Here is a 21,805-nt window from a genome sequence, read left to right as displayed (position 1 = left end):
CCCATGTCGCGAGGGCGCTCACCGTCTCACGCGGGATCCCTGGGCGTCCGGCGTTCGGCGGTGAGGCAGCGCCCACGGGACGAGGGTCCGTGGACGCCAGGTCACCGCCGCCGGGGAGGCGGCTAGATCCAGCGGCCGAACCACATCCGGTCGCGCCACTGGTCGTACGAGACGAGGTCGTCGGTCCAGATCGGGTGGAAGTACACGAACAGCACGACGACCGCGACGACGTACAGCGCGAGCACGACGTGCAGCGCCGTGCGGGCGCGCCCGTGCAGCGCGCGCCGCAGGCCGTCGACCACCAGCGCGACCGCGATGATCATGAACGGCAGGATCACGACGGCGTAGAACAGGAAGATCGGCCGGTCGGCGCTGGCGAACCAGGGCAGCCAGGTCGCGACGAGGCCGAGGGCGGGCAGCGACCACGGCCAGCGGCGCGTTCGCATCCAGGCGAGCAGCGAGCCGACGACGGCGAGGACGCCGGACCACCACACCAGCGGGTTGCCCAGCACCAGCACCTCGCGCATGCACGAGGAGTCTGCCGGGGCGCCGCACGAGGCCGCGGGCAGGTCGTTCTGCGCGTCCACGCCGACCGGGCGCTCGAGCACGAGCCAGCCCAGCGGGTGCGACTGGTACGGATGGGTCTGCCCGGCCAGGTAGTCACCGGTGTGGAAGTCGAACGCCATGACGTGGAAGTGCCACAGCGAGCGCAGCGCGTTCCAGGTCTCGCCCCACCACGAGCCCGGGTCGGTGCCCACGTACGAGCCCCAGGCCGGGGTGTCGCCGTAGCCGCGCCCGAACCGCAGCTCGTACGCCTCGTGATGGACGAGCCAGCCGGTCCAGCTCAGCACGTAGACGACCAGCGCGAGCCCGACGAGGGTCACGAACGCCGGGGCGCCGACCCGCAGGGTGGTGAGCACCAGGCCGGGACGCCGGAGGGCTCCCGGGTCGGCGCGCCAGGCCGCGCGACGGGCGTGCACCTCCCACAGCACGATCGCCAGGCCGGCGACCGCGAGCACGTACACGCCGCTCCACTTCACCGAGCAGGCCAGCCCGAGGCTGACGCCGGCGGCGACCTGCCACGGGCGCCACGCGTGGAAGCGGTCGAGCCGGGCGTCGATCCAGTCGCGGTCGGCGACCAGGCAGGCCACCGCGACGACCACCCACAGGCACAGGAAGACGTCCAGCAAGGCGGTGCGGGAGAGCACGAAGTGGACGCCGTCGAGCGTCAGGAGCAGCCCGGCCAGCCAGGACGCCACGAGCGAGCCGGTGAGCCGCAGCACGAGCCGGGCCAGCACCAGCACCGTCACGGCGCCGGCGACGGCGGCACTGATGCGCCAGCCGAACGAGTCGGTGCCGAACACCCACTGGCCGAGCGCGATCATCCACTTGCCGCCGTCGGGGTGGACGATCTGCGTCGGAAGGTCGAGCAGGCCGGAGAAGTCGCCGCGGGCGAAGTCGTCGTTGACGTCCTCGGACCAGTCACGCACGTACCCGTGGTGCAGCAGCGAGTAGGCGTCCTTGGCGTAGTAGGTCTCGTCGAACAGCAGCCGGTTCGGGTACCCGAGGTTCCACACGCGCAGCACGAACGCCAGCACCGCGAGGCCGATCGGTCCCGCCCAGCCGAGCAGGTGGCGATCACGCGCGACGGCGGGCAGACGGGGCACGAGCCCGATCCTAGGCAGACGCCTCGTGGCTCCCACCTGCGAGGATGGCGGGGTGCTGATCCTCGCCGGAACCCCCATCGGCCGCGTCGCGGACGCCTCGAGCCGCCTGGGCGAGGTGCTCGCCTCGGCCGACGTGGTCGCCGCCGAGGACACCCGCCGCCTGCGCCGCCTGCTCGGCGAGCTCGGCGTCGAGCCGTCCGGCCGGGTCGTGTCCTACTTCGAGGGCAACGAGGAGCGGCGCACCACCGAGCTGCTGGACGAGCTGCGGGCCGGCGCCACCGTCGTGGTCGTCACCGACGCGGGCATGCCGAGCGTCTCCGACCCCGGGTACCGGCTGGTCGCCGCCGCCGTCGAGGCGGACGTCCCGGTCACCGCCGTGCCCGGGCCGTCGGCCGTCCTGACCGCGCTGGCCGTCTCGGGCCTGCCGGTCGACCGCTTCTGCTTCGAGGGCTTCCTGCCGCGCAAGGCCGGCGAGCGCGGACGACGGCTGGCCGAGCTGTCGGGTGAGCCGCGGACGATGGTGTTCTTCGAGTCGCCGCACCGCACCGAGGCCACGCTGCGCGACATGGCGACGGCCTGGGGCGACGACCGGCCGGCCGCGGTCTGCCGCGAGCTGACCAAGACCTACGAGGAGGTCCGGCGCGGCGGCGTGCGCGAGCTGGCCGAGTGGTGCGCCGGGCTCGAGCACGGGGTGCGCGGCGAGGTCACGCTGGTGGTCTCCGGCGCCGTGGCCGAGCAGCGCGAGTACTCCGCCGACGAGCTGGCCGAGCTCGTCCGCGAGGCCGAGTCCGGCGGGCTGACCCGCAAGGACGCCATCGCCCGGGTCGCCGAGGGCACCGGCGCCCGCAAGAAGGACGTCTACGCCGCGGCCCACCGCTGATCGGCGCGGGCGGCGCTCACTAGGATGGGCGGCATGTCCGACTCGACCTTCTACGTCACGACGCCGATCTACTACGTCAACGACGCCCCGCACATCGGACACGGCTACACCACGACGATCGGCGACGTGCTGACGCGCTGGCACCGCCAGCGCGGCGAGCGGGTCTGGTACCTCACCGGCACCGACGAGCACGGCCAGAAGGTGCTGCGCAAGGCGCAGGCGAACGGCGTGTCCCCGCAGGAGTGGGTCGACCGCCTCGTCGAGAACGAGTGGAAGCCGCTGCTGCGCACCATCGACGCGGCCAACGACGACTACATCCGCACCACCGAGGCCCGCCACGAGGCCGGCGCGAAGGCGTTCTGGTCCGCGCTGCACGAGGCCGGTGCCGTCTACAAGGGCTCGTTCTCGGGCTACTACAGCGTGGGCTCGGAGGAGTTCGTCGCCGACGAGTACGTCGCCGACGGCGAGGGCGACGACGCGGGCCACAAGGTCTCGACGCTCGACGGCAGCCGCCTGGAGCACATGACCGAGGAGAACTACTTCTTCCGGCTCTCCGACTACGCCGAGCGGCTGCTCGAGCTCTACCGTGAGCACCCCGAGTTCGTGCAGCCGGCGTCGGCGCGCAACGAGGTCGTGTCGTTCGTCGAGCGCGGCCTGCGCGACCTGTCGATCTCGCGCTCGACGTTCGACTGGGGCATCAAGGTGCCGTGGGACGACAAGCACGTCATGTACGTGTGGGTCGAGGCGCTGCTGAACTACCTCACCGCGGCCGGCTACGGCGTCGACCAGGAGCGGTTCGAGGAGCTCTGGCCGGCGAGCATCCACCTCGTGGGCAAGGACATCGTCCGCTTCCACGCGGTCATCTGGCCGGCGATGCTCATGGCCGCCGGGCTCCCCGTGCCGCAGCAGGTCTTCGCGCACGGCTGGCTGCTGGTCGGCGGGCAGAAGATGAGCAAGTCCAAGGCCAACGGCATCCACCCGACCGAGCTCGTCGACACGTTCGGCTCGGACGCCTACCGCTACTACTTCACGCGAGCGCTGACGTTCGGCTCCGACGGCTCGATCTCGTGGGAGGACATCGCCGCCCGCTACACCGCCGAGCTCGCCAACGGCTTCGGCAACCTCGCCTCGCGCGTCGCGGCGATGATCGGCAAGTACTTCGACGGCGCCCTGCCAGCCTCCGGCGAGCAGACCGCCGCGGAGCAGAAGGTCGTCGACACCGTGGCCGCGGCCGTCGCCGAGGCCGACGCGGCCATCGACGCCGTCGCCCCGCAGGACGCGATGACCGCCGTGTGGCGCATCGTCGACGAGCTGAACGGCTACCTCACCGAGCAGGAGCCCTGGAAGGTCGCCAAGGACGAGGCGCAGCGCGATCGCCTGGCCACGATCATGGCGACCGCCGCCGAGGGGCTGCGCGTGCTGGCCGTCGTGCTCAACCCGGTCATGCCGAAGGCGTGCGCGGCGCTGTGGGAGTCGCTCGGCGCCGAGGGCCCGCTCGGTCCGCTCGCCGACCAGCGCCTCGACGACGTCGCCCGCTGGGGCCAGCTGCCGGCCGGCACGCCGGTCACCAAGGGCCCGGCGCTATTCCCGCGCCTGGAGCTGGACGCTCCGCAGGCGTGAGCGAGCGCAGCGAGCGAGCCATCCAGGCACTCACGGGCGGTCGCCCGTACCGTGCCCTTCCGACGGGCGGTCGCGCGTGAGCGAGTGCAGCGAGCGAGCCATCCAGGCACTCACGGGTGGTCGCCCGTACCGTGCTCTTCCGACGGGCGGTCGCCCGTGAGCGAGCGCAGCGAGGACGTCCGCGCGCTCTGGCCGGAGGCGCCCGAGCCGCTGCCGGCGCCCGTGGTCGACAACCACTGCCACCTGGACGTCCGGGTCAAGGGCGGGCACCGGCTCGGCACGCGTGAGGCGATCGAGGCCGCCGCGGCGGTCAACGTCACCCGCATCGTGCAGGTCGGCTGCGACGTCGACGACTCGCGCTGGGCGGTCGAGGCGGCCGCCGAGCACCCCGAGCTCGTCGCCGCCGTGGCCATCCACCCCAACGACGCCGCCCGGCTCGACGCCGACGGACGCCTGGACGAGGCGCTGGCCGTCATCGACGAGCTCGCCGGCGCCGGCGACCACGTGCGTGCGGTGGGGGAGACGGGACTCGACTACTTCCGCACCGGGCCGGACGGTCGCGGGGCGCAGCACCGCTCGTTCCGGGCCCACGTGGAGATGGCGAAGCGGCACGACCGCACCTTGGTCATCCACGACCGCGACGCCCACGACGACGTACTCGCCGTGCTCGACGAGGTCGGCGCCCCCGAGCGCTGGGTGATGCACTGCTTCTCCGGCGACGCCGACTTCGCGCGGGCCTGCGTGGAGCGCGGGGCCCACCTGTCGTTCGCCGGCACGGTGACGTTCAAGAACGCGCCGTACCTGCGCGAGGCCCTGGCCCAGGCGCCGGCGGACCGCGTCCTGGTCGAGACCGACGCCCCGTTCCTGACCCCCGAGCCGCACCGCGGACGGCTCAACGCGTCCTTCCTCGTGCCGCACACGATGCGGCTCATGGCGGACGTCCGGGGGGCCGACCTGACCGAGCTGTGCGCCCAGGTCGAGGCCAACACGTTCGCCGCGTTCGGCGGTCGCTGGTAGCCGTCCGGCCCGCCGTTCCAGGTGTGACCTGGGATTCCTCGGCTTGGCCTGCCACCAACCGCTGGTTATGGTGGACAAGTTGTCTGCCCCCGACACGCGAGGAGAAGCGTGGCTTTCGCTCGACGATTCAAGGCACTGTCCTGGCCCATGATCGCCGTCTACACGGCGGTCCTGCTGGTGGTCGCCGGTGGCACCATCGCCTACGCCGGCCTCTCCAAGACCGTGACCCTGGTGGTCGACGGCAAGGAGCAAACCGTCCGCACCTTCGGTGACGACGTCTCCTCCGTGCTGGAGGCCCAGGACGTCAAGGTCGGACTGGACGACCGCGTCGTCCCGGCCCAGGCCACCTCGATCTCCGACGGCGACACCGTCGAGGTCAGCTACGCGCGTCCGGTCACCCTGACCGTCGACGGGCAGCAGAAGACCGTCACCACGTGGGAGCACACCGTCGACGAGGCGCTCGCCGCCCTGGGCGTCGAGCCCGAGTCCGGTGCCTACGTCTCGCGCTCCATGGACAGCCGCGTGCCGCTCGACGGCCTGCAGCTCGTGGTCAGCAACCCCAAGACCGTCGAGATCCGCCAGGGCGACGACGCCCGCCGGGTCACCTCCACCGGCGTGACCGTCGCCGACGTGCTCGAGGACGCCGGCGTGCGTCCGGGCCAGGAGGACGAGGTCAAGCCCGCGCTCGACGCCACGCTCGCCGACGGCGACCGGGTCCGCGTCGTCGACATCGAGGTCGTGGACCGCGTCGAGAACGTCGCGCTCGACCATGAGACCACCGTCCGCAAGGACCCCGACGCCCTCGAGGGCGAGGTCGACGTCGTCACCAAGGGCAAGGACGGCAAGGCGCGCCAGCAGGTCCGCTACGTCCTGGCCGACGGCAAGAAGCGCAGCCGCACCGTCGTCTCGACCAAGACCGTGCGCGAGCCGGTCACCCAGGTCGAGGAGCGCGGCACCAAGAAGCCCGAGTCGTCCTCGCCGAGCGGCAACAGCGTCTGGGACCGCATCGCCAAGTGCGAGTCCGGCGGCAACTGGCACATCAACACCGGCAACGGCTACTACGGCGGCCTGCAGTTCAGCGCGGCGACGTGGAAGAGCGTCGGCGGCCCGGGCCTGCCGCACGAGAACAGCCGTGAGGTGCAGATCAAGTACGCCAAGATCCTGCAGGAGCGCTCCGGCTGGGGCCAGTGGTCCTGCGCGGCCAAGGTCGGCGTTCACTGAGCGAGTCCGCCGGGGAGGTGAGGCAGGTCCGCCTGCTCACCGCCCCGGACGTCCGCACGCTCGCCGACGAGATCGGCCTGCGTCCCACCAAGCAGCGTGGGCAGAACTTCGTCATCGACCCCAACACGGTGCGGCGCATCGTGCGCACCTCGGGCATCGGTGACCGGGACGTCGTCCTGGAGGTCGGGCCCGGCCTCGGCTCGCTGACCCTCGGTCTGCTCGAGACCGCCGACCGCGTCGTGGCCATCGAGGTCGACGAGGTGCTCGCCACGCGGCTGCCCCGCACCGTCGAGGAGCACGCGGGTGCGGCCGCCGACCGGTTCACGCTCGTGCTGCAGGACGCCCTGCGCGTCACCGAGCTGCCCGGACCGGCGCCCACCGCGCTGGTGGCCAACCTGCCCTACAACGTCTCGGTGCCGGTGCTGCTGCACCTGCTGGAGCTGCTGCCGTCGATCGAGCGCGGCCTGGTGATGGTGCAGGCCGAGGTCGCGCACCGGCTCGCGGCCGGCCCCGGCTCGCGCACCTACGGCGTCCCGAGCGTCAAGGCCGCCTGGTACGGCGACCTGCACCTGGCCGGCAACATCGGACGGAACGTCTTCTGGCCCGCGCCCAACGTCGATTCGGCCCTCGTCGCCTGGACCCGGCGCGAACCGCCGAGCGTCCCGGGCTGGGAGACCGAGGAGCTGCGGCGCCGGCTGATCACGGTCGTCGACGCCGCCTTCGCCCAGCGCCGCAAGACGCTGCGTGCCGCACTCGCCGGCGTGGCCGGTTCGCCCGCCGCGGCCGAGGAGGCCCTCGTGGCCGCCGGTCTGTCGCCGCAGGTGCGGGGCGAGCAGCTCGACCTCGACGCCTTCGTCCGGCTCGCCGTGGCGATGGGCCGCACCCCGGAGGGGACCCGATGACGCACGACGCATGGCTGGCCGACTGGCAGCGCTGGCACGACGAGCGCGAGCAGGCGGCGCTGGCACCGCACGGCACGGCGTCCCTGACCGGCACCCACTGGATGGGTGCCGACCCCGTCGACGTCCCCGGCCTCGACGGCCCCTGGAAGGCGCAGGTCGGCGTCGTCACCGACGGCCGGCTGCGTCTCGCCCCGGGCGAGCAGGCCACCGCCGGCGACCTGCTGCTGACCGCGATCGAGCGCGACGGCGAGCTGGCGCTGCGCGTCTGGGACCCGCGCGCGAGCACCCGCACCACCCTGGACGGCATCGACACCTTCGCGCCGGACCCGGCGTGGGCCGCGACCGGCGTGCTGGAGGCGGCCGACGCGGCGCTGGCCGTCGACCACGTCGACGGGCACGCGGCCACCGAGACGTTCGGTGGCGTCGTGCGCGTGACGGTCGCCGGCCACGAGCTCGGCCTGGTCACGCTCGTCCAGCCCGACGGACGCCTGCTGGTGCCGTTCGCCGACACCACCAACGGCGGCGCCACGCGCCAGTTCCGCTTCCTCAAGCTGCAGGCGGACGCCGACGGCCGGGTCGAGGTCGACCTGAACCGGGCCTACCTGCCGCCGTGCGCGTTCACCGATCACTACCTGTGCCCGATGCCGCCGGCCGAGAACCGGCTGCCGTTCGCGGTCGAGGCCGGCGAGACGCACCCGCGCCCGCGCGGCTAGTCGCGCGCGGCCGGCACCTCGCGCACGAGGCGCTGGTGGGAGTCGAACGCGGCCCGGTCGACCCGCTCGGGATCGATGCCGCTCAGCAGGGCGACCTGGAAGCCGCGCCACAGCGACAGCACCTGACCGGCGGTGCGCCGCGCCGCGTCCAGGTCGAAGCCCTCGCGCTCGATCGAGACGGTGAGGTCGTCGAGCCACTGCATGCCGACCTCGTCCAGGAAGCCCTGGTACGACGCCGGGTCGAACGCCGCCAGCCCGAAGACCTGGAAGAACAGCCGGTGGAAGGCCAGGTTCTCCGGCGCCGCGAGCGACCGCCACGCGGCGTCCAGGCGCTCGCACAGCGGCACGGACGCGTCGGCCACGAGCTGCGGCACCGCCATGACCTTCGGGAAGCGGCGGGTCGACTGCTGCAGCGCGGTGACGATGAGCTGGTCGCGCGAGCCGAAGTAGTACAGCAGCATGCGGTTGTTGGAGCCGGTCGTCTGGCTGAGCCCGCGCAGGGTCAGCCCGTCGATGCCGTGCTCGACGACGTGGTCGATGATCCGTTCGAGCAGCTCCGAGCGGCGGTCGGGGGCCTCGGTCATGCGCCCGCTCCGTGGACCGGTGCGGTGTCGTCGCGCAGCGGACGGCCGGTGGCGCTGCTGCGCGAGGCGACGACCTCGGCGTAGACGGACACGGCGGTGTCGAACGGCGTCGTGGCGCCCAGCCGCAGGCCGACGGGGGAGTGCAGGCGCTCGAGCGCGGCGTCGTCGACGCCCAGCTCGCGCAGCGCGTCGACCCGGCGGGAGTGCGTCCGGCGCGAGCCCATGGCGCCGACGAACCCGATCGGCAGTGCGAGCGCGGCGGCCAGGAACGGGGCGTCCACACGCTCGTCGTGGGCGAGCAGCACGGCGACGCCGCGCTCGTCGAGCCCGGCGTCGGCGACGTGCTCCTGGGGCCACGCGCAGACCACCTCGGCGGCGCCGGGGAAGCGCTCCTTGGTCGCGAAGACGGGACGGGGATCGACGACGGTGACGCGGTAGCCGGCCGCGCTCGCGATCGTGCAGAGCGCCGCCGCCTCCTCGGTGGCCCCGGCCAGCAGCATGCGCGGGGCGGCGGGACGGTGCTCCACGTGCACGACGCGGCCGGCGTGGCGCAGCTCCAGGCGCGCCTCGAGCCCGGCCGCCGCGCGGCGCAGCGGCTCGACGGCGTCCGGTCCGAGCAGCTGGACGAGCACCTGCACCCGGCCGCCGCAGGTGAGGCCCGGGGCCAGTCCGCCGTCGCCGTCGTAGGCCTCGACACCGGGGTCGGCGGTGCCGTCGAGCAGCTCGCGGCAGCGGTCGTGCACCGCGCCGTCGACGCACCCGCCGGACAGGCTTCCCAGCACGGCGCCGTCGTCGGCGACGGCCAGGGACGAGCCGACGGTGCGCGGGGCGCTGCCCTGGACGTCCACGAGGGTGGCGACGGCGATCCGGCGGCCGGACTCCACCCAGGCGACGAGGTCGTGCGCGAGGTCGAGCATGCCGCCACCCTAAGCGCGTCGCCGCCAGGTCTCGCGTCGTCGCCCGGCGGCGGGCAGGATGCCGGCATGTCCGACGTCGTGGGTCTGGTGCTCGCCGCGGGGGCCGGACGCCGGTTCGGCGGGCCGAAGGCGCTCGCCCGCGACGCGTCCGGACGCCCGTGGCTCCAGCTCGCCCACGACGCCCTGGCCGAGGGCGGCTGCCCGCACGTGACCGTCGTGCTCGGCGCCGGGGCCGAGGAGGCGCGGTCCCTCGTGCCGGACGGCGCCCGGGTGGTCGTCGCGCCGGACTGGCAGCGGGGCCAGTCGGCCTCGCTCGCGGTCGGCCTCCGCGCCCTTCCGCCGGCCGCGGCCGTCGCCGTCACGCTGGTCGACCTGCCCGGCCAGCGGGCCGAGGCCGTGGCCCGCGTGGTGCGCGGCGCGAGCACCGCCTCGCTGCGCCGGGCGGTCTTCGCGGGGCGGCCCGGTCACCCCGTGCTGCTGGGCCGCGACCACTGGTCCGCGCTGCTCGACGTCCTGGCCGGGGACGAAGGAGCGCGCCCCTACCTGCGGGTGCACGACGTGACCGCCGTCGACTGCACCGACCTCGGCGGCGGTCAGGACGTCGACCGGTGAGCGTCGGCTCAGCGTGCACGGATGCGCGGCGCCGATAGGTTGTCACGGTGACGACGACCGTGCGCGTGCCCGCCAAGATCAACGTGAGCCTCGCCGTCGGACCCCTCGGCGAGGACGGATTCCACTCGCTGGCCACGGTGTACCAGGCCGTCAGCCTCTACGACGAGGTCACCGCGCGGCCCAGCGACGACGCCGAGCTGCACGTCCAGGTGCACTTCGAGGGTCTCGAGCGCGAGGGCAGCGTCCCGCTCGACGGCGACAACCTGGCCGTGCGCGCCGCGCGCCTGCTGCGCGACGAGACCGGGGTCGACGAGGGCGTCCACCTGGCCATCCGCAAGGCCATCCCGGTCGCCGGCGGCATGGCCGGAGGCTCCGCCGACGCGGCCGGCGCCCTGGTCGCCTGCAACGACCTGTGGGGCACCGGGCTGACCCGTCCGGAGCTGGTCGAGCTGGGCGCGTCGCTGGGCAGCGACGTGCCGTTCGCGCTGACCGGCGGGCTGGCCATGGGCAGCGGCCACGGCGAGGTGCTCAGCCCCGTCCTGGCCCGCGGCACCTACCACTGGGTCTTCGCGATCAGCGACGAGGGACTCTCCACGCCGACGGTCTACGGCGAGCTCGACCGGCTGCGTCACGACGACGAGGTCGGCACGCCGGAGGTGTCGCCCAGCGTCCTCAGCGCGCTGCGGGCCGGCGACCCCGAGGCGCTCGGCGCCTCCTTGTCCAACGACCTGGAGCGGGCGGCGTTCTCGCTGCGTCCGGGCCTGCGCGAGACCCTGCGGGCCGGCCGCAGCGCCGGCGCCCTGGGCGCGATGGTGTCCGGATCCGGTCCCACCGTCATGTTCCTGGCCGCCGACGAGGCGCACGCCTCCGACCTCGCGGCCTTCCTCGAGGGGTCGGACGCGGTCACCGAGGTGGTCCAGGCGCACGGCCCCGTGCCCGGCGCCCGTATCGTCTAGGCGTGACCAACCGGACCCGTACCGCCTGATGGCCCATCTTCTCGGCGCCGAGAACCTGAGCCTGGAGTTCCCGACCAAGCGCGTCCTCGACAGCGTCTCGCTCGGCCTGGACGAGGGCGACCGCGTCGGCGTGGTCGGCCGCAACGGCGACGGCAAGTCCACGCTCATGCGCCTGCTCGCCGGCCGGCTGGAGCCGGACGAGGGCCGGGTCACCCGCCGTCGTGACGTCACCGTCGGCTTCCTCGACCAGGCGGACGTCCTCGACGCCGACCTCACCGTGGCCCGGACCGTCGTCGGCGACACCGTCGAGCACGAGTGGGCGGGCGACGCCCGGGTGCGCGACGTCATCGACGGCCTCGTGGCCGACCTGCCCTGGGACGCCGAGGTCGGGACGCTCAGCGGCGGCCAGCGCCGCCGCGTCGCCCTGGCGGCGCTGCTGGTCGGTGAGTGGGACGTCCTGTTCCTCGACGAGCCGACCAACCACCTCGACGTCGAGGGCGTGGCCTGGCTGGCCGAGCACCTCAAGCGGCGCTGGTCGCCGACCGCGGGCGGCCTGCTGGTCGTCACCCACGACCGGTGGTTCCTCGACGAGGTCTGCACCGGCACGTGGGAGGTGCACGACGGGATCGTCGAGCCGTTCGAGGGCGGGTACGCCGCCTACGTGCTGCAGCGCGTCGAGCGCGACCGGCAGGCGGCGGCGATCGAGTCCAAGCGGCAGAACCTCATGCGCAAGGAGCTCGCCTGGCTGCGCCGCGGCGCCCCGGCCCGCACGTCGAAGCCGAAGTTCCGCATCGACGCGGCCAACGAGCTGATCGAGCGCGAGCCCCCGGTGCGCGACGCCGTCGAGCTGCAGCAGCTGGCGACCGCGCGCCTCGGCAAGGACGTCGTGGACCTGCTCGACGTGTCCGTGGCCTACGGCGACAAGGTCGTGCTGCGCGACGTCGAGTGGCGCATCGGCCCGGGCGAGCGCACCGGCATCCTCGGCGTCAACGGCGCGGGCAAGAGCACGCTGCTGGGTGCAGTCACGGGAGCCGTGACCCCGACGTCCGGCCGGGTGAAGCGGGGCAAGACCGTCCGCATCGCGGTGCTCACCCAGGCGCTGTCCGAGCTCGACGAGATCGCCGACGACCGGGTCAGCGACGTCGTCGGGCGCCAGCGGGCCACGTACGTCGCCGGCGGCAAGGAGATGACGCCCGGCCAACTGCTGGAGCGGCTCGGGTTCACCAGCGCCCAGCTCTCGACCCCGGTCAAGGACCTGTCCGGCGGCCAGAAGCGCCGCCTGCAGCTGCTGCTGATCCTGCTCGACGAGCCGAACGTGCTGATCCTCGACGAGCCGACCAACGACCTCGACACCGACATGCTCGCCGCGATCGAGGACCTGCTCGACACCTGGCCGGGCACGCTGCTGGTCGTCTCGCACGACCGCTACCTGCTCGAGCGCGTCACCGACCAGCAGTACGCGGTGATCGACGGCGGGCTGCGCCACCTCCCCGGCGGCGTCGAGGAGTACCTGCGGCTGCGCTCGCTCTCGCGCGAGCTGGCCGCGGCGCCGGCTCCCGCCGCCTCCACGAGCGCGCGTCCGGCGACGTCCAGCGCGGTGCAGCGCCAGGCCCGCAAGGACGTCGAGCGGATCGAGCGGCAGCTGGCGAAGGTCGGTGAGCGCGAGGCCACGCTCGAGGCGCAGATGATCGAGCACGCCACGGACGCGCACCGGCTGGGGCAGCTCGCGAAGGACCACGCGGAGGTGGTCGCCGAGCGCGAGCACCTCGAGGCGGCCTGGCTCGACGCCGCCGCCCTGCTCGAGGACTGACCCGCGTCCCTCACCTCGCGCCCGCGCTGCCGGGATGTGTGTCGCCTCGGACGGGGTCGCGCGCGATCGGACGTCCGAAGCGTCACACTTCGCGGCGGAGCGGGGCTCGGGTGAGGGTCAGGCGAAGCGGCGGGCCAGGACGCGCAGGGCGTCGACCAGGACGTCGGCGTGCTCGTCGTCGAGCTCGGCCAGCAGCTCCTTCTCGTGCTCGACCAGCTCGGTGAGCGCGCCGTCGACCGCGGTGCGTCCGGCCGGCGTGAGCCGCACCTGGACGCCGCGCCGGTCGCTGGGATCGGGCAGCCGCTCGACGAAGCCGCGCGTGGCCAGGCGGTCGACCCGGTTGGTCATGGTGCCGCTCGTCACGAGCGTCTCCTGCACGAGGCGTCCGGGGGAGAGGGCGTAGGGCTCGCCGGCCTTGCGCAGCGCCGAGAGCACGTCGAACTCCCACGGCTCGAGCCCGTGCTCGGCGAAGGCCTGGCGGCGGGCGCGGTCGAGGTGGTGGGCGAGGCGCGCGACGCGGCTCATCACCTGCATGGGCGACACGTCGAGGTCGGGACGCTCGTGCGTCCAGGCCGCGACGAGTCGGTCGACCTCGTCCGGCTCGGCGCTCATGGACCTCACTCTACCCGTCAAGAATCTCGACATCGAGATACCTGCGTGCCTAGGGTCGGACCATGACCTGGGACCCCGCGACGTACCTGGCCTTCGCCGACGAGCGCGGCCGGCCGTTCCTCGACCTGCTCGCCCGCGTCGACGCCGACCCGGCGACGGTCGTCGACCTGGGCTGCGGCCCCGGACAGCTGTCACCCGTGCTGCGCGCCCGCTGGCCCGAGGCGCAGGTGCTCGGCGTCGACTCCTCGGCCGAGATGATCGCCCGGGCACGCGCCGACGACGCCGACCCGCGCACGCGCTACGAGCAGGCAGACGTCGCGACCTGGCAGCCGTCCGGGCCCGCGGACGTCGTCGTGTCCAACGCCCTGTTCCAGTGGGTCCCCGAGCCGCTCGCCGTGGTCGGGCGGCTGGCCGGGCACGTCCGCCCGGGCGGGACGTTCGCGCTGCAGGTGCCCGGCAACTTCGACGCCCCGAGCCACCGCCTGCTGCACGAGCTCGCCGCCCGGGAGCCGTACGCGGCCCACACGCAGGGCCTGGACGAGGCGCGCGGCACCGAGCTGACGGCGTGGTTCGAGCTGTTCGCCGGCCTCGGCTGGGCGGTGGACGCGTGGGAGACGACGTACCTGCACGTGCTGCCGGGGGAGGACCCGGTCTTCGACTGGATCCGCGGCACCGGCGCCCGTCCGGTGCTGCAGGCGCTGCCGGGCGACCTGCGTCCGGACTTCGAGCGCGAGTACAAGTCGGCGCTGCGCGCGGCCTACCCCCGCCGTCCGTGGGGCACCGTCCTGCCCTTCCGGCGGCTGTTCTGCGTGGCACGGCGCCCCGCCGAGGTCCGGTAGCCTGGCTCCGATCCCCGGTTGGTCTGCCGGCAGGGCCCGCCTGACTTTGAATCAGGACAAGCGACGCAGGTTCGACTCCTGCCCGGGGAGCGAACCGCCCGTCAACCCCGAAGGAGCCCGGTGAGTCACGCCGTCACGGCCGTCGTCCTGGCTGCAGGGGCCGGCACGCGCATGAAGTCGCGCACCGCCAAGGTCCTGCACGAGATCGGTGGCCGCAGCCTGGTCGCCCACGCCCTGCACGCACTGTCCGGGGCCGGTGCCTCGCGCACCGTGGTCGTCGTCGGCCACGGCCGCGAGCAGGTCGGCCCGCACGTCGAGCAGGTCGCCCCGCACGCCCAGGTGGTCGTCCAGCACGAGCAGAACGGCACCGGCCACGCCGTCGCCGAGGCGCTCGCCGCCCTGCCCGACGAGGTCACCGGCACCGTGCTCGTCACCTACGGCGACGTGCCGCTGCTCGAGCCGCAGACGCTCGCCGAGCTGCTGACCGACCACCACGCGCACGACCGCGCGGTCACGATCCTCACCGCCGAGGTGCCCGACCCCACCGGCTACGGACGCATCCTGCGCGACGCGTCCGGCGCGGTGACCGCGATCCGCGAGCACAAGGACGCCAGCGACGACGAGCGCCTCGTGCGCGAAGTCAACAGCGGCATCCTGGCTCTGGACGCCGTCTTCCTGGCCCGGGCGCTGCCCCGCCTGGAGGCCAAGAACGCCCAGGGCGAGCTGTACCTGACCGACGTCGTCGCGGGCGCCGTCGCCGAGGGCGGCACCGTCGGCGCGTTCATGCTCGCCGACCCGGTGCAGGTCGAGGGCGTCAACGACCGGGTCCAGCTGGCCGCCATGGGCGCCGAGCTGAACCGCCGCACCACGGAGCGGTGGATGCGCGAGGGCGTCACGATCGTCGACCCGGCCACCACCTGGCTCGACGTCACCGTCGAGCTGGCCCCCGACGTCACCGTGCTCCCGGGCACGCAGCTGCACGGCGCGACCCGGGTCGCGTCCGGCGCCACCGTCGGCCCCGACACCACGCTGCGCGACGTCGTCGTCGGCGAGGACGCCACGGTCGAGCGCACCCACGGCTCGGACGCCGTGATCGGCGCCGGTGCCACCGTCGGCCCGTTCGCCTACCTGCGTCCGGGCACCGAGCTCGGCGAGCGCGGCAAGATCGGCACGTTCGTCGAGACCAAGAACAGCCGCATCGGCGCCGGCTCGAAGGTGCCGCACCTGTCGTACGTCGGCGACACCGAGGTCGGCGAGTCCAGCAACATCGGCGCCGGCACGATCACCGCCAACTACGACGGGGTCACCAAGAGCCGCACCCAGGTGGGTCACCACGTGCGCACCGGCTCGCACAACGTCTTCGTCGCGCCGGTCAGCATCGGCGACGGCGCGTACACCGGCGCCGGCACGGTCGTCCGCCAGGACGTCGAGCCGGGGGCGCTGGCGGTGCCCGACAACGGGCAGAGGAACATTGGGGGGTGGGTCCCGCGCCGACGGCCGGGGTCCGCTGCGGCGGACGCCGCGCTGAACGCCGCACCGAACCTGGAGGACAACGCCGGTGAGTAGCCTGAAGAGAACGCCGACGAAGAACCTGATGCTGTTCTCCGGTCGCACCCACCCGGTGCTGGCCGAGGAGGTCGCCAACCTGCTCGAGGTCGACCTCGTCCCGACCACCGCCTACGACTTCGCCAACGGCGAGATCTACGTGCGCTTCGACGAGTCGGTGCGCGGCTGCGACGCCTTCGTGATCCAGAGCCACGCGGCTCCGATCAACGAGGCGATCATGGAGCAGCTGATCATGGTCGACGCGCTCAAGCGCGCCTCGGCCAAGCGCATCACCGTCATCCAGCCGTTCTACGGCTACGCGCGCCAGGACAAGAAGCACCTGGGCCGTGAGCCCATCTCGGCGCGGCTCATGGCCGACCTGTTCCAGGCCGCCGGCGCCGACCGGCTCATGGCCGTCGACCTGCACACCTCGCAGATCCAGGGCTACTTCGACGGCCCGGTCGACCACCTCATGGCCAAGCCGATCCTCACGCGCTACGTGAAGAAGAAGTACGGCCAGCGCCCGTTCGCGGTCGTCTCGCCCGACGCCGGACGCATCAAGGTCGCCGAGCAGTGGGCCAACGCCCTCGGCGGCGCCCCGCTGGCGTTCATCCACAAGACCCGCGACGTCACGCGTCCGAACGAGACCAAGGCCAACCGCGTCGTCGGCGACGTCGCCGGACGCACCTGCATCCTGGTCGACGACCTCATCGACACCGGTGGCACGATCGTGCAGGCCGCCGAGGCGCTCATGGCCGACGGGGCCGAGGACGTCGTCATCATCGCGACGCACGCGGTCTTCTCCGGCCCGGCCGTCGACCGGCTCAAGAACAGCCCGGCGACCGAGGTCATCGTGACCAACACGCTGCCGCTGCCCGAGGACAAGCACTTCGACAAGCTCACCGTGCTCTCGATCGCGCCCCTGCTGGCCCAGGCCATCGCGGCCGTCTTCGAGGACGGCTCGGTCACCAGCCTGTTCCGCTAGGCGATGTGCCTCGCCGGGGCGCCGTGGGATAGGATCCTCAGGTTGCCTCGGCGAGGACCCGCACCTGTGCGGGTCGTGATCGACAGGGCGCTCCGCTGCTGAGTGCCGTGTCGAGCGTCCGGAGCGACCGCAGACCTGAACAAGCACCAGACCGCAGTACGTGTTGACGCGCGTACGAGCACCGACACGTACGAGGAGATCCCCGTGGCCGAGATCAAGCTGACCGCCGAAGCCCGCACCGAGTTCGGCAAGGGCGCCGCCCGCCGCATCCGTCGCGAGAACAAGGTTCCCGCCGTCCTGTACGGCCACGGCACCGACCCGCTGCACGTGACCCTGCCGGGCCACGACCTCATGATCGCGCTGCGCAACTCCAACGCGCTGCTGTCGATCGACCTGGACTCCGAGTCCCACCTGGCCATCCCCAAGCAGGTCCAGCGCGACCCGCTCAAGGGCTTCCTCGAGCACGTCGACCTGCTGCTCGTGAAGAAGGGCGAGAAGGTCGTCGTCGAGGTCCCCGTGACCGTCACCGGCGAGGCCGCCCCCGGCGCGCTCGTCGTCAACGAGACCACCGTGCTCTCGGTCGAGGCCGAGGCCACCCACCTGCCCGAGGGTGTCGAGGTCTCCGTCGAGGGCCTCGAGGCCGGCGCGCAGATCCTCGCCTCGGACGTCGCGCTGCCCGCGGGCACGACGCTGGCCTCCGACGCCGAGACCCTGATCGTCAACGTCACCGCCGCCCCGACGGCCGACCAGGTCGAGGCCGAGCTGGCCGACGCCGAGGCCGAGGCCGGCATCGAGCACGACGCTCCCGAGAGCGACGCCGCTGCGGACGCGGACGAGGCGCCGGCGGAGTCCACCGAGTCCGAGTGACCTGGTTGGTGGTCGGCCTCGGGAACCCGGGGCCGGCCTACGCCGCCACGCGTCACAACGTCGGCTACCTGGTGGCCGACGTCCTGGCCGGCCGCATGGGCGGCCGGTTCAAGGCGCACAAGGCCACCCGCACCGACGTCGTCGAAGGACGCCTCGCCGGCGAGCGGGTGGTGCTCGGTCGTGGCCGCACGTACATGAACGAGAGCGGCGGCCCGGTCAAGGCGCTCGCGTCGTTCTACGGCGTCGAGCCCGACCACGTCGTGGTGATCCACGACGAGCTGGACATCCCGTTCGCCGCCCTGCGGGTCAAGCTCGGCGGCGGCGACAACGGGCACAACGGCCTCAAGAGCATCCGGCAGTCCCTGGGCACCGGCGACTTCCACCGCATCCGCTGCGGCATCGGACGCCCCCCGGGACGCCAGGAGGTCCACGACTTCGTGCTCAAGCCGTACTCGTCGGTCGAGCGCAAGGAGCTCGACCTGCACCTGGAGGAGGCCGCCGACGCGGTCGAGAGCCTCGTGAGCCAGGGACTAGAAAAGACCCAGAGCGCGTTCAACCGGTAGATGTCTCTCTCCTCCCTGCGCACCCGTCTGGCCGCCGAGCCGACGCTGCGCCACGCCGCCGCCGACCGCCGTGAGGGCCTGCCCCAGCTCGTCGTGCAGGCGCCCGCCGCCATCCGCCCGTTCCTGGTCGACGCGCTGGCCGGTGCCGGCCCCGTCCTGGCTGTCACCGCCACCGCCCGCGAGGCCGACGAGCTGACCGTCGAGCTGCGCTGCCTGCTGGGCGAGCACGCGGTCGTGTCGTTCCCGGCCTGGGAGACGCTGCCGCACGAGCGGCTCTCGCCCCGCTCCGACACCGTCGGACGCCGCCTGGCCGCGCTGCGCCGGCTGGTCCACCCCGAGCCGGGCGAGGAGGTGCAGGTCGTCGTCGCGCCGGTGCGCTCGGTGCTCCAGCCGCAGACCCGCGGCCTGGCCGACCTGCAGCCGGTCGAGCTGGCCAAGGGGCAGCAGGCCGAGCTCGAACAGGTCGTCCGCGACCTGTCGGCGGCCGCGTACACCCGCGTCGACCTGGTCGAGCGGCGCGGCGAGTTCGCCGTCCGCGGCGGCATCGTCGACGTGTTCCCGCCCACCGAGGACCACCCGGTCCGCGTGGAGTTCTGGGGCGACGAGGTCGACGAGGTCCGCCAGTTCGCCGTCGCCGACCAGCGCACGCTGGAGGAGGTCGGACGCCTGTGGGCGCCGCCGTGCCGCGAGCTGCTGCTGACCGACGACGTCCGGGAGCGCGCCGCCCGCCTGGCGCTGGCGCACCCGTCGCTGGCCGAGCTGTTCACCAAGATCGCCGAGGGCCACGCCGTCGAGGGCATGGAGTCCCTCGCGCCCGTGCTCGTCGACGACATGGAGCTGCTGGTCGACCTGCTGCCCGACGGCTCCACCGTGCTGGTGCTCGACCCCGAGCGCGTCCGCGCCCGGGCCGCCGACCTCGTCGCCACGAGCGAGGAGTTCCTGCAGGCGTCGTGGGCCGCGGCCGCCACGGGTGCGGAGTCGCCGATCGACCTCGGCTCGGCGGCGTTCCGCGAGCTCGACGACGTCCGCGACCACGTCCTGGCCCGTGGCCTGGCCTGGTGGTCGCAGAGCCCGTTCGGCCTCGACCTGGACGAGGAGACCCGCCGGGTCGCCGTGCAGGAGGCCCCGGTGTACCGCGGCGACCTGCCCGCCGTGGCCGACGACGTCCGTCGCTGGCTGGGGGAGAAGAAGCAGGTGCTGGTCGTGGTGCCCGGCCCCGGCCAGGCCCAGCGCACCGTCGAGTGGCTCGCCGAGAACGACCTTCCCGGAAGCACCGACGTCGAGTCCCCGGCCGGCGTCGTGCAGGTGCTGGTCGGCGACCTCGACCACGGCCTGCTCGTGGAGGCGCTCGACCTCGTCGTGCTCACCTACGACGACCTGGTCAGCCAGCGCGCCGTCGAGCGGTCCGAGCGCAAGATGCCCACCCGCCGGCGCAAGCAGGTCGACCCGCTCGAGCTGAGCCCCGGCGACCACGTCGTGCACGAGCAGCACGGCGTCGGCCGCTACGTCGAGCTGGTCAACCGCACGGTGCAGGGCGCGGCCCGCGAGTACCTCGTCATCGAGTACGCGCCGAGCAAGCGCGGCCAGCCCGGCGACCGGCTGTTCGTCCCGATGGACCAGCTCGACCAGGTCAGCCGCTACGTCGGCGGCGAGAGCCCCAGCCTGGACAAGCTCGGCGGCTCGGACTGGACCAACCGCAAGAACAAGGCCCGCCGCGCCGTCCGCCAGATCGCCGGCGAGCTCATCAAGCTCTACGCCGCCCGCCAGTCGACGAAGGGGCACGCCTTCGGGCCGGACACGCCCTGGCAGCGTGAGCTCGAGGACGCCTTCGCGTACGTCGAGACGCCCGACCAGATGTCGACGATCGAGGAGGTCAAGCGCGACATGGAGCGGGAGGTCCCGATGGACCGCCTGGTCTGCGGCGACGTCGGCTTCGGCAAGACCGAGATCGCCGTGCGTGCGGCGTTCAAGGCCATCCAGGACGGCAAGCAGGTCATCCTGCTCGTCCCGACGACGCTGCTCGTGCAGCAGCACTACGCCACGTTCGCCGAGCGCTTCGCCCAGTTCCCGGTCACGGTCAAGCCGCTCTCGCGCTTCCAGACCGAGAAGGACACCAAGGCCGTCCTGGCCGGGCTCGAGGACGGGTCGATCGACATGGTCGTCGGCACCCACCGGCTGCTGCAGCCCGGCGTGAAGATCAAGGACCTGGGCCTGGTCATCGTCGACGAGGAGCAGCGCTTCGGCGTCGAGCACAAGGAGGCGCTCAAGCACCTGCGCGCCGCCGTGGACGTGCTGTCGATGTCGGCCACGCCGATCCCGCGCACCCTGGAGATGGCGGTGACCGGCATCCGCGAGATGTCGACCATCGCCACGCCGCCGGAGGAGCGTCACCCGGTGCTGAGCTTCGTCGGCCCGTACGAGGACAGGCAGGTCATCGCCGCCATCCGGCGCGAGCTGCTGCGCGAGGGCCAGGCGTTCTTCATCCACAACCGGGTGCAGAGCATCGACAAGGCGGTCGCGCGGCTCAAGGAGCTCGTGCCCGAGGCCCGCGTGGCCGCGGCGCACGGCCAGATGAGCGAGACCCAGCTCGAGCAGGTCATGGTCGACTTCTGGGAGAAGCGCTACGACGTGCTGGTGTGCACCACGATCGTGGAGTCGGGCCTGGACGTGTCCAACGCCAACACCATGATCATCGAGCGCGCCGACACCCTCGGCCTGAGCCAGCTGCACCAGCTGCGCGGCCGCGTCGGACGCTCGCGCGAGCGCGCCTACGCCTACTTCCTGTACCCGCCGGAGAAGCCGCTCAGCGAGACGGCGCACGACCGGCTGGCGACCATCGCCCAGCACTCCGAGCTGGGCGGCGGCATGGCCGTGGCCATGAAGGACCTGGAGATCCGCGGCGCCGGCAACCTGCTCGGCGGCGAGCAGTCCGGCCACATCGCCGACGTCGGGTTCGACCTGTACATCCGGCTCGTGGGCGAGGCCGTCGCGGAGTTCCGCGGCGAGGGCGAGCCCGAGCCCGAGGTCAAGATCGAGCTGCCGATCGAGGCCCACCTGCCGCACGACTACGTGCCCAGCGAGCGCCTGCGCCTGGAGATGTACAAGCGCCTGGCCGACGTCCGCACCGAGGACGACGTCACGGCGCTGCGCGAGGAGCTGGTCGACCGCTACGGCGAGCCGCCGGAGTCGGTCGGCACGCTGCTGGACGTCGCGCGCCTGCGGGTCCGGCTGCGCCAGGCCGGCATCACCGAGGTGACGTCGGCGGGCTCGAACGTCCGCTTCGCCAACCTCGACCTGCCCGAGTCGATGCAGCTGCGGCTGAACCGCGTGTACCCCAAGAGCCTGTACAAGAAGGCCGGACAGGTCGCGCTCGTCCCGCGTCCGCGCACCGCCGCGGTCGGCGGCCAGCCGCTGCGCGACGGGCCGCTGCTCGAGTGGGTGCGCACGGTCGTCGACACCATCGTCCCGGTCCGCGAGGACGCCCCGGCCTGACCC

General features: G+C 73.2%; 19 protein-coding genes and 1 tRNA gene. 16 read left to right on the top strand and 4 right to left on the bottom strand.

The annotated features are described in order from the left end of the window. Positions 1-122: 122 nt before the first annotated feature. A complete protein-coding gene (locus tag E0W78_RS10070) occupies positions 123-1,667 on the bottom strand; it encodes a phospholipid carrier-dependent glycosyltransferase (protein WP_165570464.1) in 1,545 nt (514 codons plus the stop codon). A gap of 52 nt (positions 1,668-1,719) precedes the next feature. On the opposite strand from E0W78_RS10070, the gene rsmI reads away from it, so the two are divergent. From rsmI to E0W78_RS10040, 6 genes are all read left to right on the top strand, one after another. Next, on the top strand, positions 1,720-2,547 hold the full coding sequence (gene rsmI / locus E0W78_RS10065) for a 16S rRNA (cytidine(1402)-2'-O)-methyltransferase (RefSeq protein WP_131403823.1): 828 nt from the start codon (positions 1,720-1,722) through the stop codon (positions 2,545-2,547). Positions 2,548-2,580: 33 nt separating this feature from the next. Beyond that, positions 2,581-4,167, top strand: a complete 1,587-nt coding sequence (gene metG, locus E0W78_RS10060) for a methionine--tRNA ligase (protein WP_131403822.1) — start codon at positions 2,581-2,583, stop codon at positions 4,165-4,167. Between the two features lie 156 nt (positions 4,168-4,323). Continuing rightward, a complete protein-coding gene (locus E0W78_RS10055) occupies positions 4,324-5,184 on the top strand; it encodes a TatD family hydrolase (protein ID WP_131403821.1) in 861 nt (286 codons plus the stop codon). 147 nt (positions 5,185-5,331) lie between these two features. Next, a complete protein-coding gene (locus tag E0W78_RS16965) occupies positions 5,332-6,405 on the top strand; it encodes a resuscitation-promoting factor (protein ID WP_131403820.1) in 1,074 nt (357 codons plus the stop codon). A gap of 17 nt (positions 6,406-6,422) precedes the next feature. Further along, a complete protein-coding gene (rsmA, locus tag E0W78_RS10045; protein WP_131403819.1) occupies positions 6,423-7,307 on the top strand; it encodes a 16S rRNA (adenine(1518)-N(6)/adenine(1519)-N(6))-dimethyltransferase RsmA in 885 nt (294 codons plus the stop codon). Beyond that, complete coding sequence (locus E0W78_RS10040; protein WP_131403818.1) at positions 7,304-8,020, top strand: DUF1684 domain-containing protein; 717 nt, start codon at positions 7,304-7,306, stop codon at positions 8,018-8,020. The genes rsmA and E0W78_RS10040 overlap by 4 nt, the downstream gene beginning before the upstream one ends. Here the strand turns inward: E0W78_RS10040 and E0W78_RS10035 are convergent. Continuing rightward, positions 8,017-8,604 (bottom strand): TetR/AcrR family transcriptional regulator, encoded by a 588-nt coding sequence (locus E0W78_RS10035; protein WP_131403817.1) that lies wholly within the window; start codon positions 8,602-8,604, stop codon positions 8,017-8,019. The two genes, E0W78_RS10040 and E0W78_RS10035, sit on opposite strands and share 4 nt — an antisense overlap. Then, entirely contained in the window at positions 8,601-9,521 is a 921-nt protein-coding gene (locus tag E0W78_RS10030) for an XdhC family protein (protein WP_131403816.1), read from the bottom strand. Before E0W78_RS10030 ends, E0W78_RS10035 begins: the two co-directional genes overlap by 4 nt. Positions 9,522-9,587: 66 nt before the next feature. Here E0W78_RS10030 and E0W78_RS10025 point away from each other — a divergent pair, with 66 nt between their 5' ends. From E0W78_RS10025 to E0W78_RS10015, 3 genes are read left to right on the top strand one after another with little or no spacing between them, the layout of a single operon-like run. Further along, on the top strand, positions 9,588-10,133 hold the full coding sequence (locus E0W78_RS10025; RefSeq protein ID WP_131403815.1) for a nucleotidyltransferase family protein: 546 nt from the start codon (positions 9,588-9,590) through the stop codon (positions 10,131-10,133). A gap of 47 nt (positions 10,134-10,180) precedes the next feature. Further along, positions 10,181-11,089 carry a 4-(cytidine 5'-diphospho)-2-C-methyl-D-erythritol kinase gene (locus tag E0W78_RS10020; RefSeq protein ID WP_131403814.1) on the top strand — a complete coding sequence of 303 codons (909 nt, stop codon included), beginning with the start codon at positions 10,181-10,183 and terminating at the stop codon, positions 11,087-11,089. Positions 11,090-11,117: 28 nt separating this feature from the next. Then, positions 11,118-12,899 (top strand): ABC-F family ATP-binding cassette domain-containing protein, encoded by a 1,782-nt coding sequence (locus tag E0W78_RS10015; RefSeq protein WP_131403813.1) that lies wholly within the window; start codon positions 11,118-11,120, stop codon positions 12,897-12,899. 117 nt (positions 12,900-13,016) lie between these two features. On the opposite strand, the gene E0W78_RS10010 is transcribed toward E0W78_RS10015, so the two are convergent. Next, complete coding sequence (locus E0W78_RS10010) at positions 13,017-13,511, bottom strand: MarR family transcriptional regulator (RefSeq protein WP_131403812.1); 495 nt, start codon at positions 13,509-13,511, stop codon at positions 13,017-13,019. Between the two features lie 62 nt (positions 13,512-13,573). Here E0W78_RS10010 and E0W78_RS10005 point away from each other — a divergent pair, with 62 nt between their 5' ends. From E0W78_RS10005 to mfd, 7 genes are all read left to right on the top strand, one after another. Then, a complete protein-coding gene (locus E0W78_RS10005; RefSeq protein ID WP_131403811.1) occupies positions 13,574-14,350 on the top strand; it encodes a methyltransferase domain-containing protein in 777 nt (258 codons plus the stop codon). 11 nt (positions 14,351-14,361) lie between these two features. After that, a tRNA-Gln gene (locus E0W78_RS10000) sits at positions 14,362-14,440 on the top strand. Between the two features lie 30 nt (positions 14,441-14,470). Continuing rightward, complete coding sequence (gene glmU, locus E0W78_RS09995; protein ID WP_131403810.1) at positions 14,471-15,916, top strand: bifunctional UDP-N-acetylglucosamine diphosphorylase/glucosamine-1-phosphate N-acetyltransferase GlmU; 1,446 nt, start codon at positions 14,471-14,473, stop codon at positions 15,914-15,916. After that, positions 15,909-16,880 (top strand): ribose-phosphate diphosphokinase, encoded by a 972-nt coding sequence (locus tag E0W78_RS09990; protein WP_131403809.1) that lies wholly within the window; start codon positions 15,909-15,911, stop codon positions 16,878-16,880. The genes glmU and E0W78_RS09990 overlap by 8 nt, the downstream gene beginning before the upstream one ends. A 204-nt stretch (positions 16,881-17,084) precedes the next feature. Then, positions 17,085-17,747, top strand: coding sequence for a 50S ribosomal protein L25/general stress protein Ctc (locus tag E0W78_RS09985; protein ID WP_131403808.1), 663 nt, complete (start codon positions 17,085-17,087; stop codon positions 17,745-17,747). Then, a complete protein-coding gene (gene pth, locus E0W78_RS09980) occupies positions 17,744-18,310 on the top strand; it encodes an aminoacyl-tRNA hydrolase (protein WP_131403807.1) in 567 nt (188 codons plus the stop codon). Before E0W78_RS09985 ends, pth begins: the two co-directional genes overlap by 4 nt. Then, positions 18,311-21,802 carry a transcription-repair coupling factor gene (mfd, locus tag E0W78_RS09975; protein ID WP_131403806.1) on the top strand — a complete coding sequence of 1,164 codons (3,492 nt, stop codon included), beginning with the start codon at positions 18,311-18,313 and terminating at the stop codon, positions 21,800-21,802. Positions 21,803-21,805: the final 3 nt, after the last annotated feature.

Source organism: Aeromicrobium sp. IC_218, assembly GCF_004336805.1.
In the GTDB taxonomy this organism is placed as follows: domain Bacteria; phylum Actinomycetota; class Actinomycetes; order Propionibacteriales; family Nocardioidaceae; genus Aeromicrobium.
The sequence above is the reverse complement of the archived record's forward strand: the minus strand, read 5'-3'. Positions and strand labels throughout refer to the sequence as shown.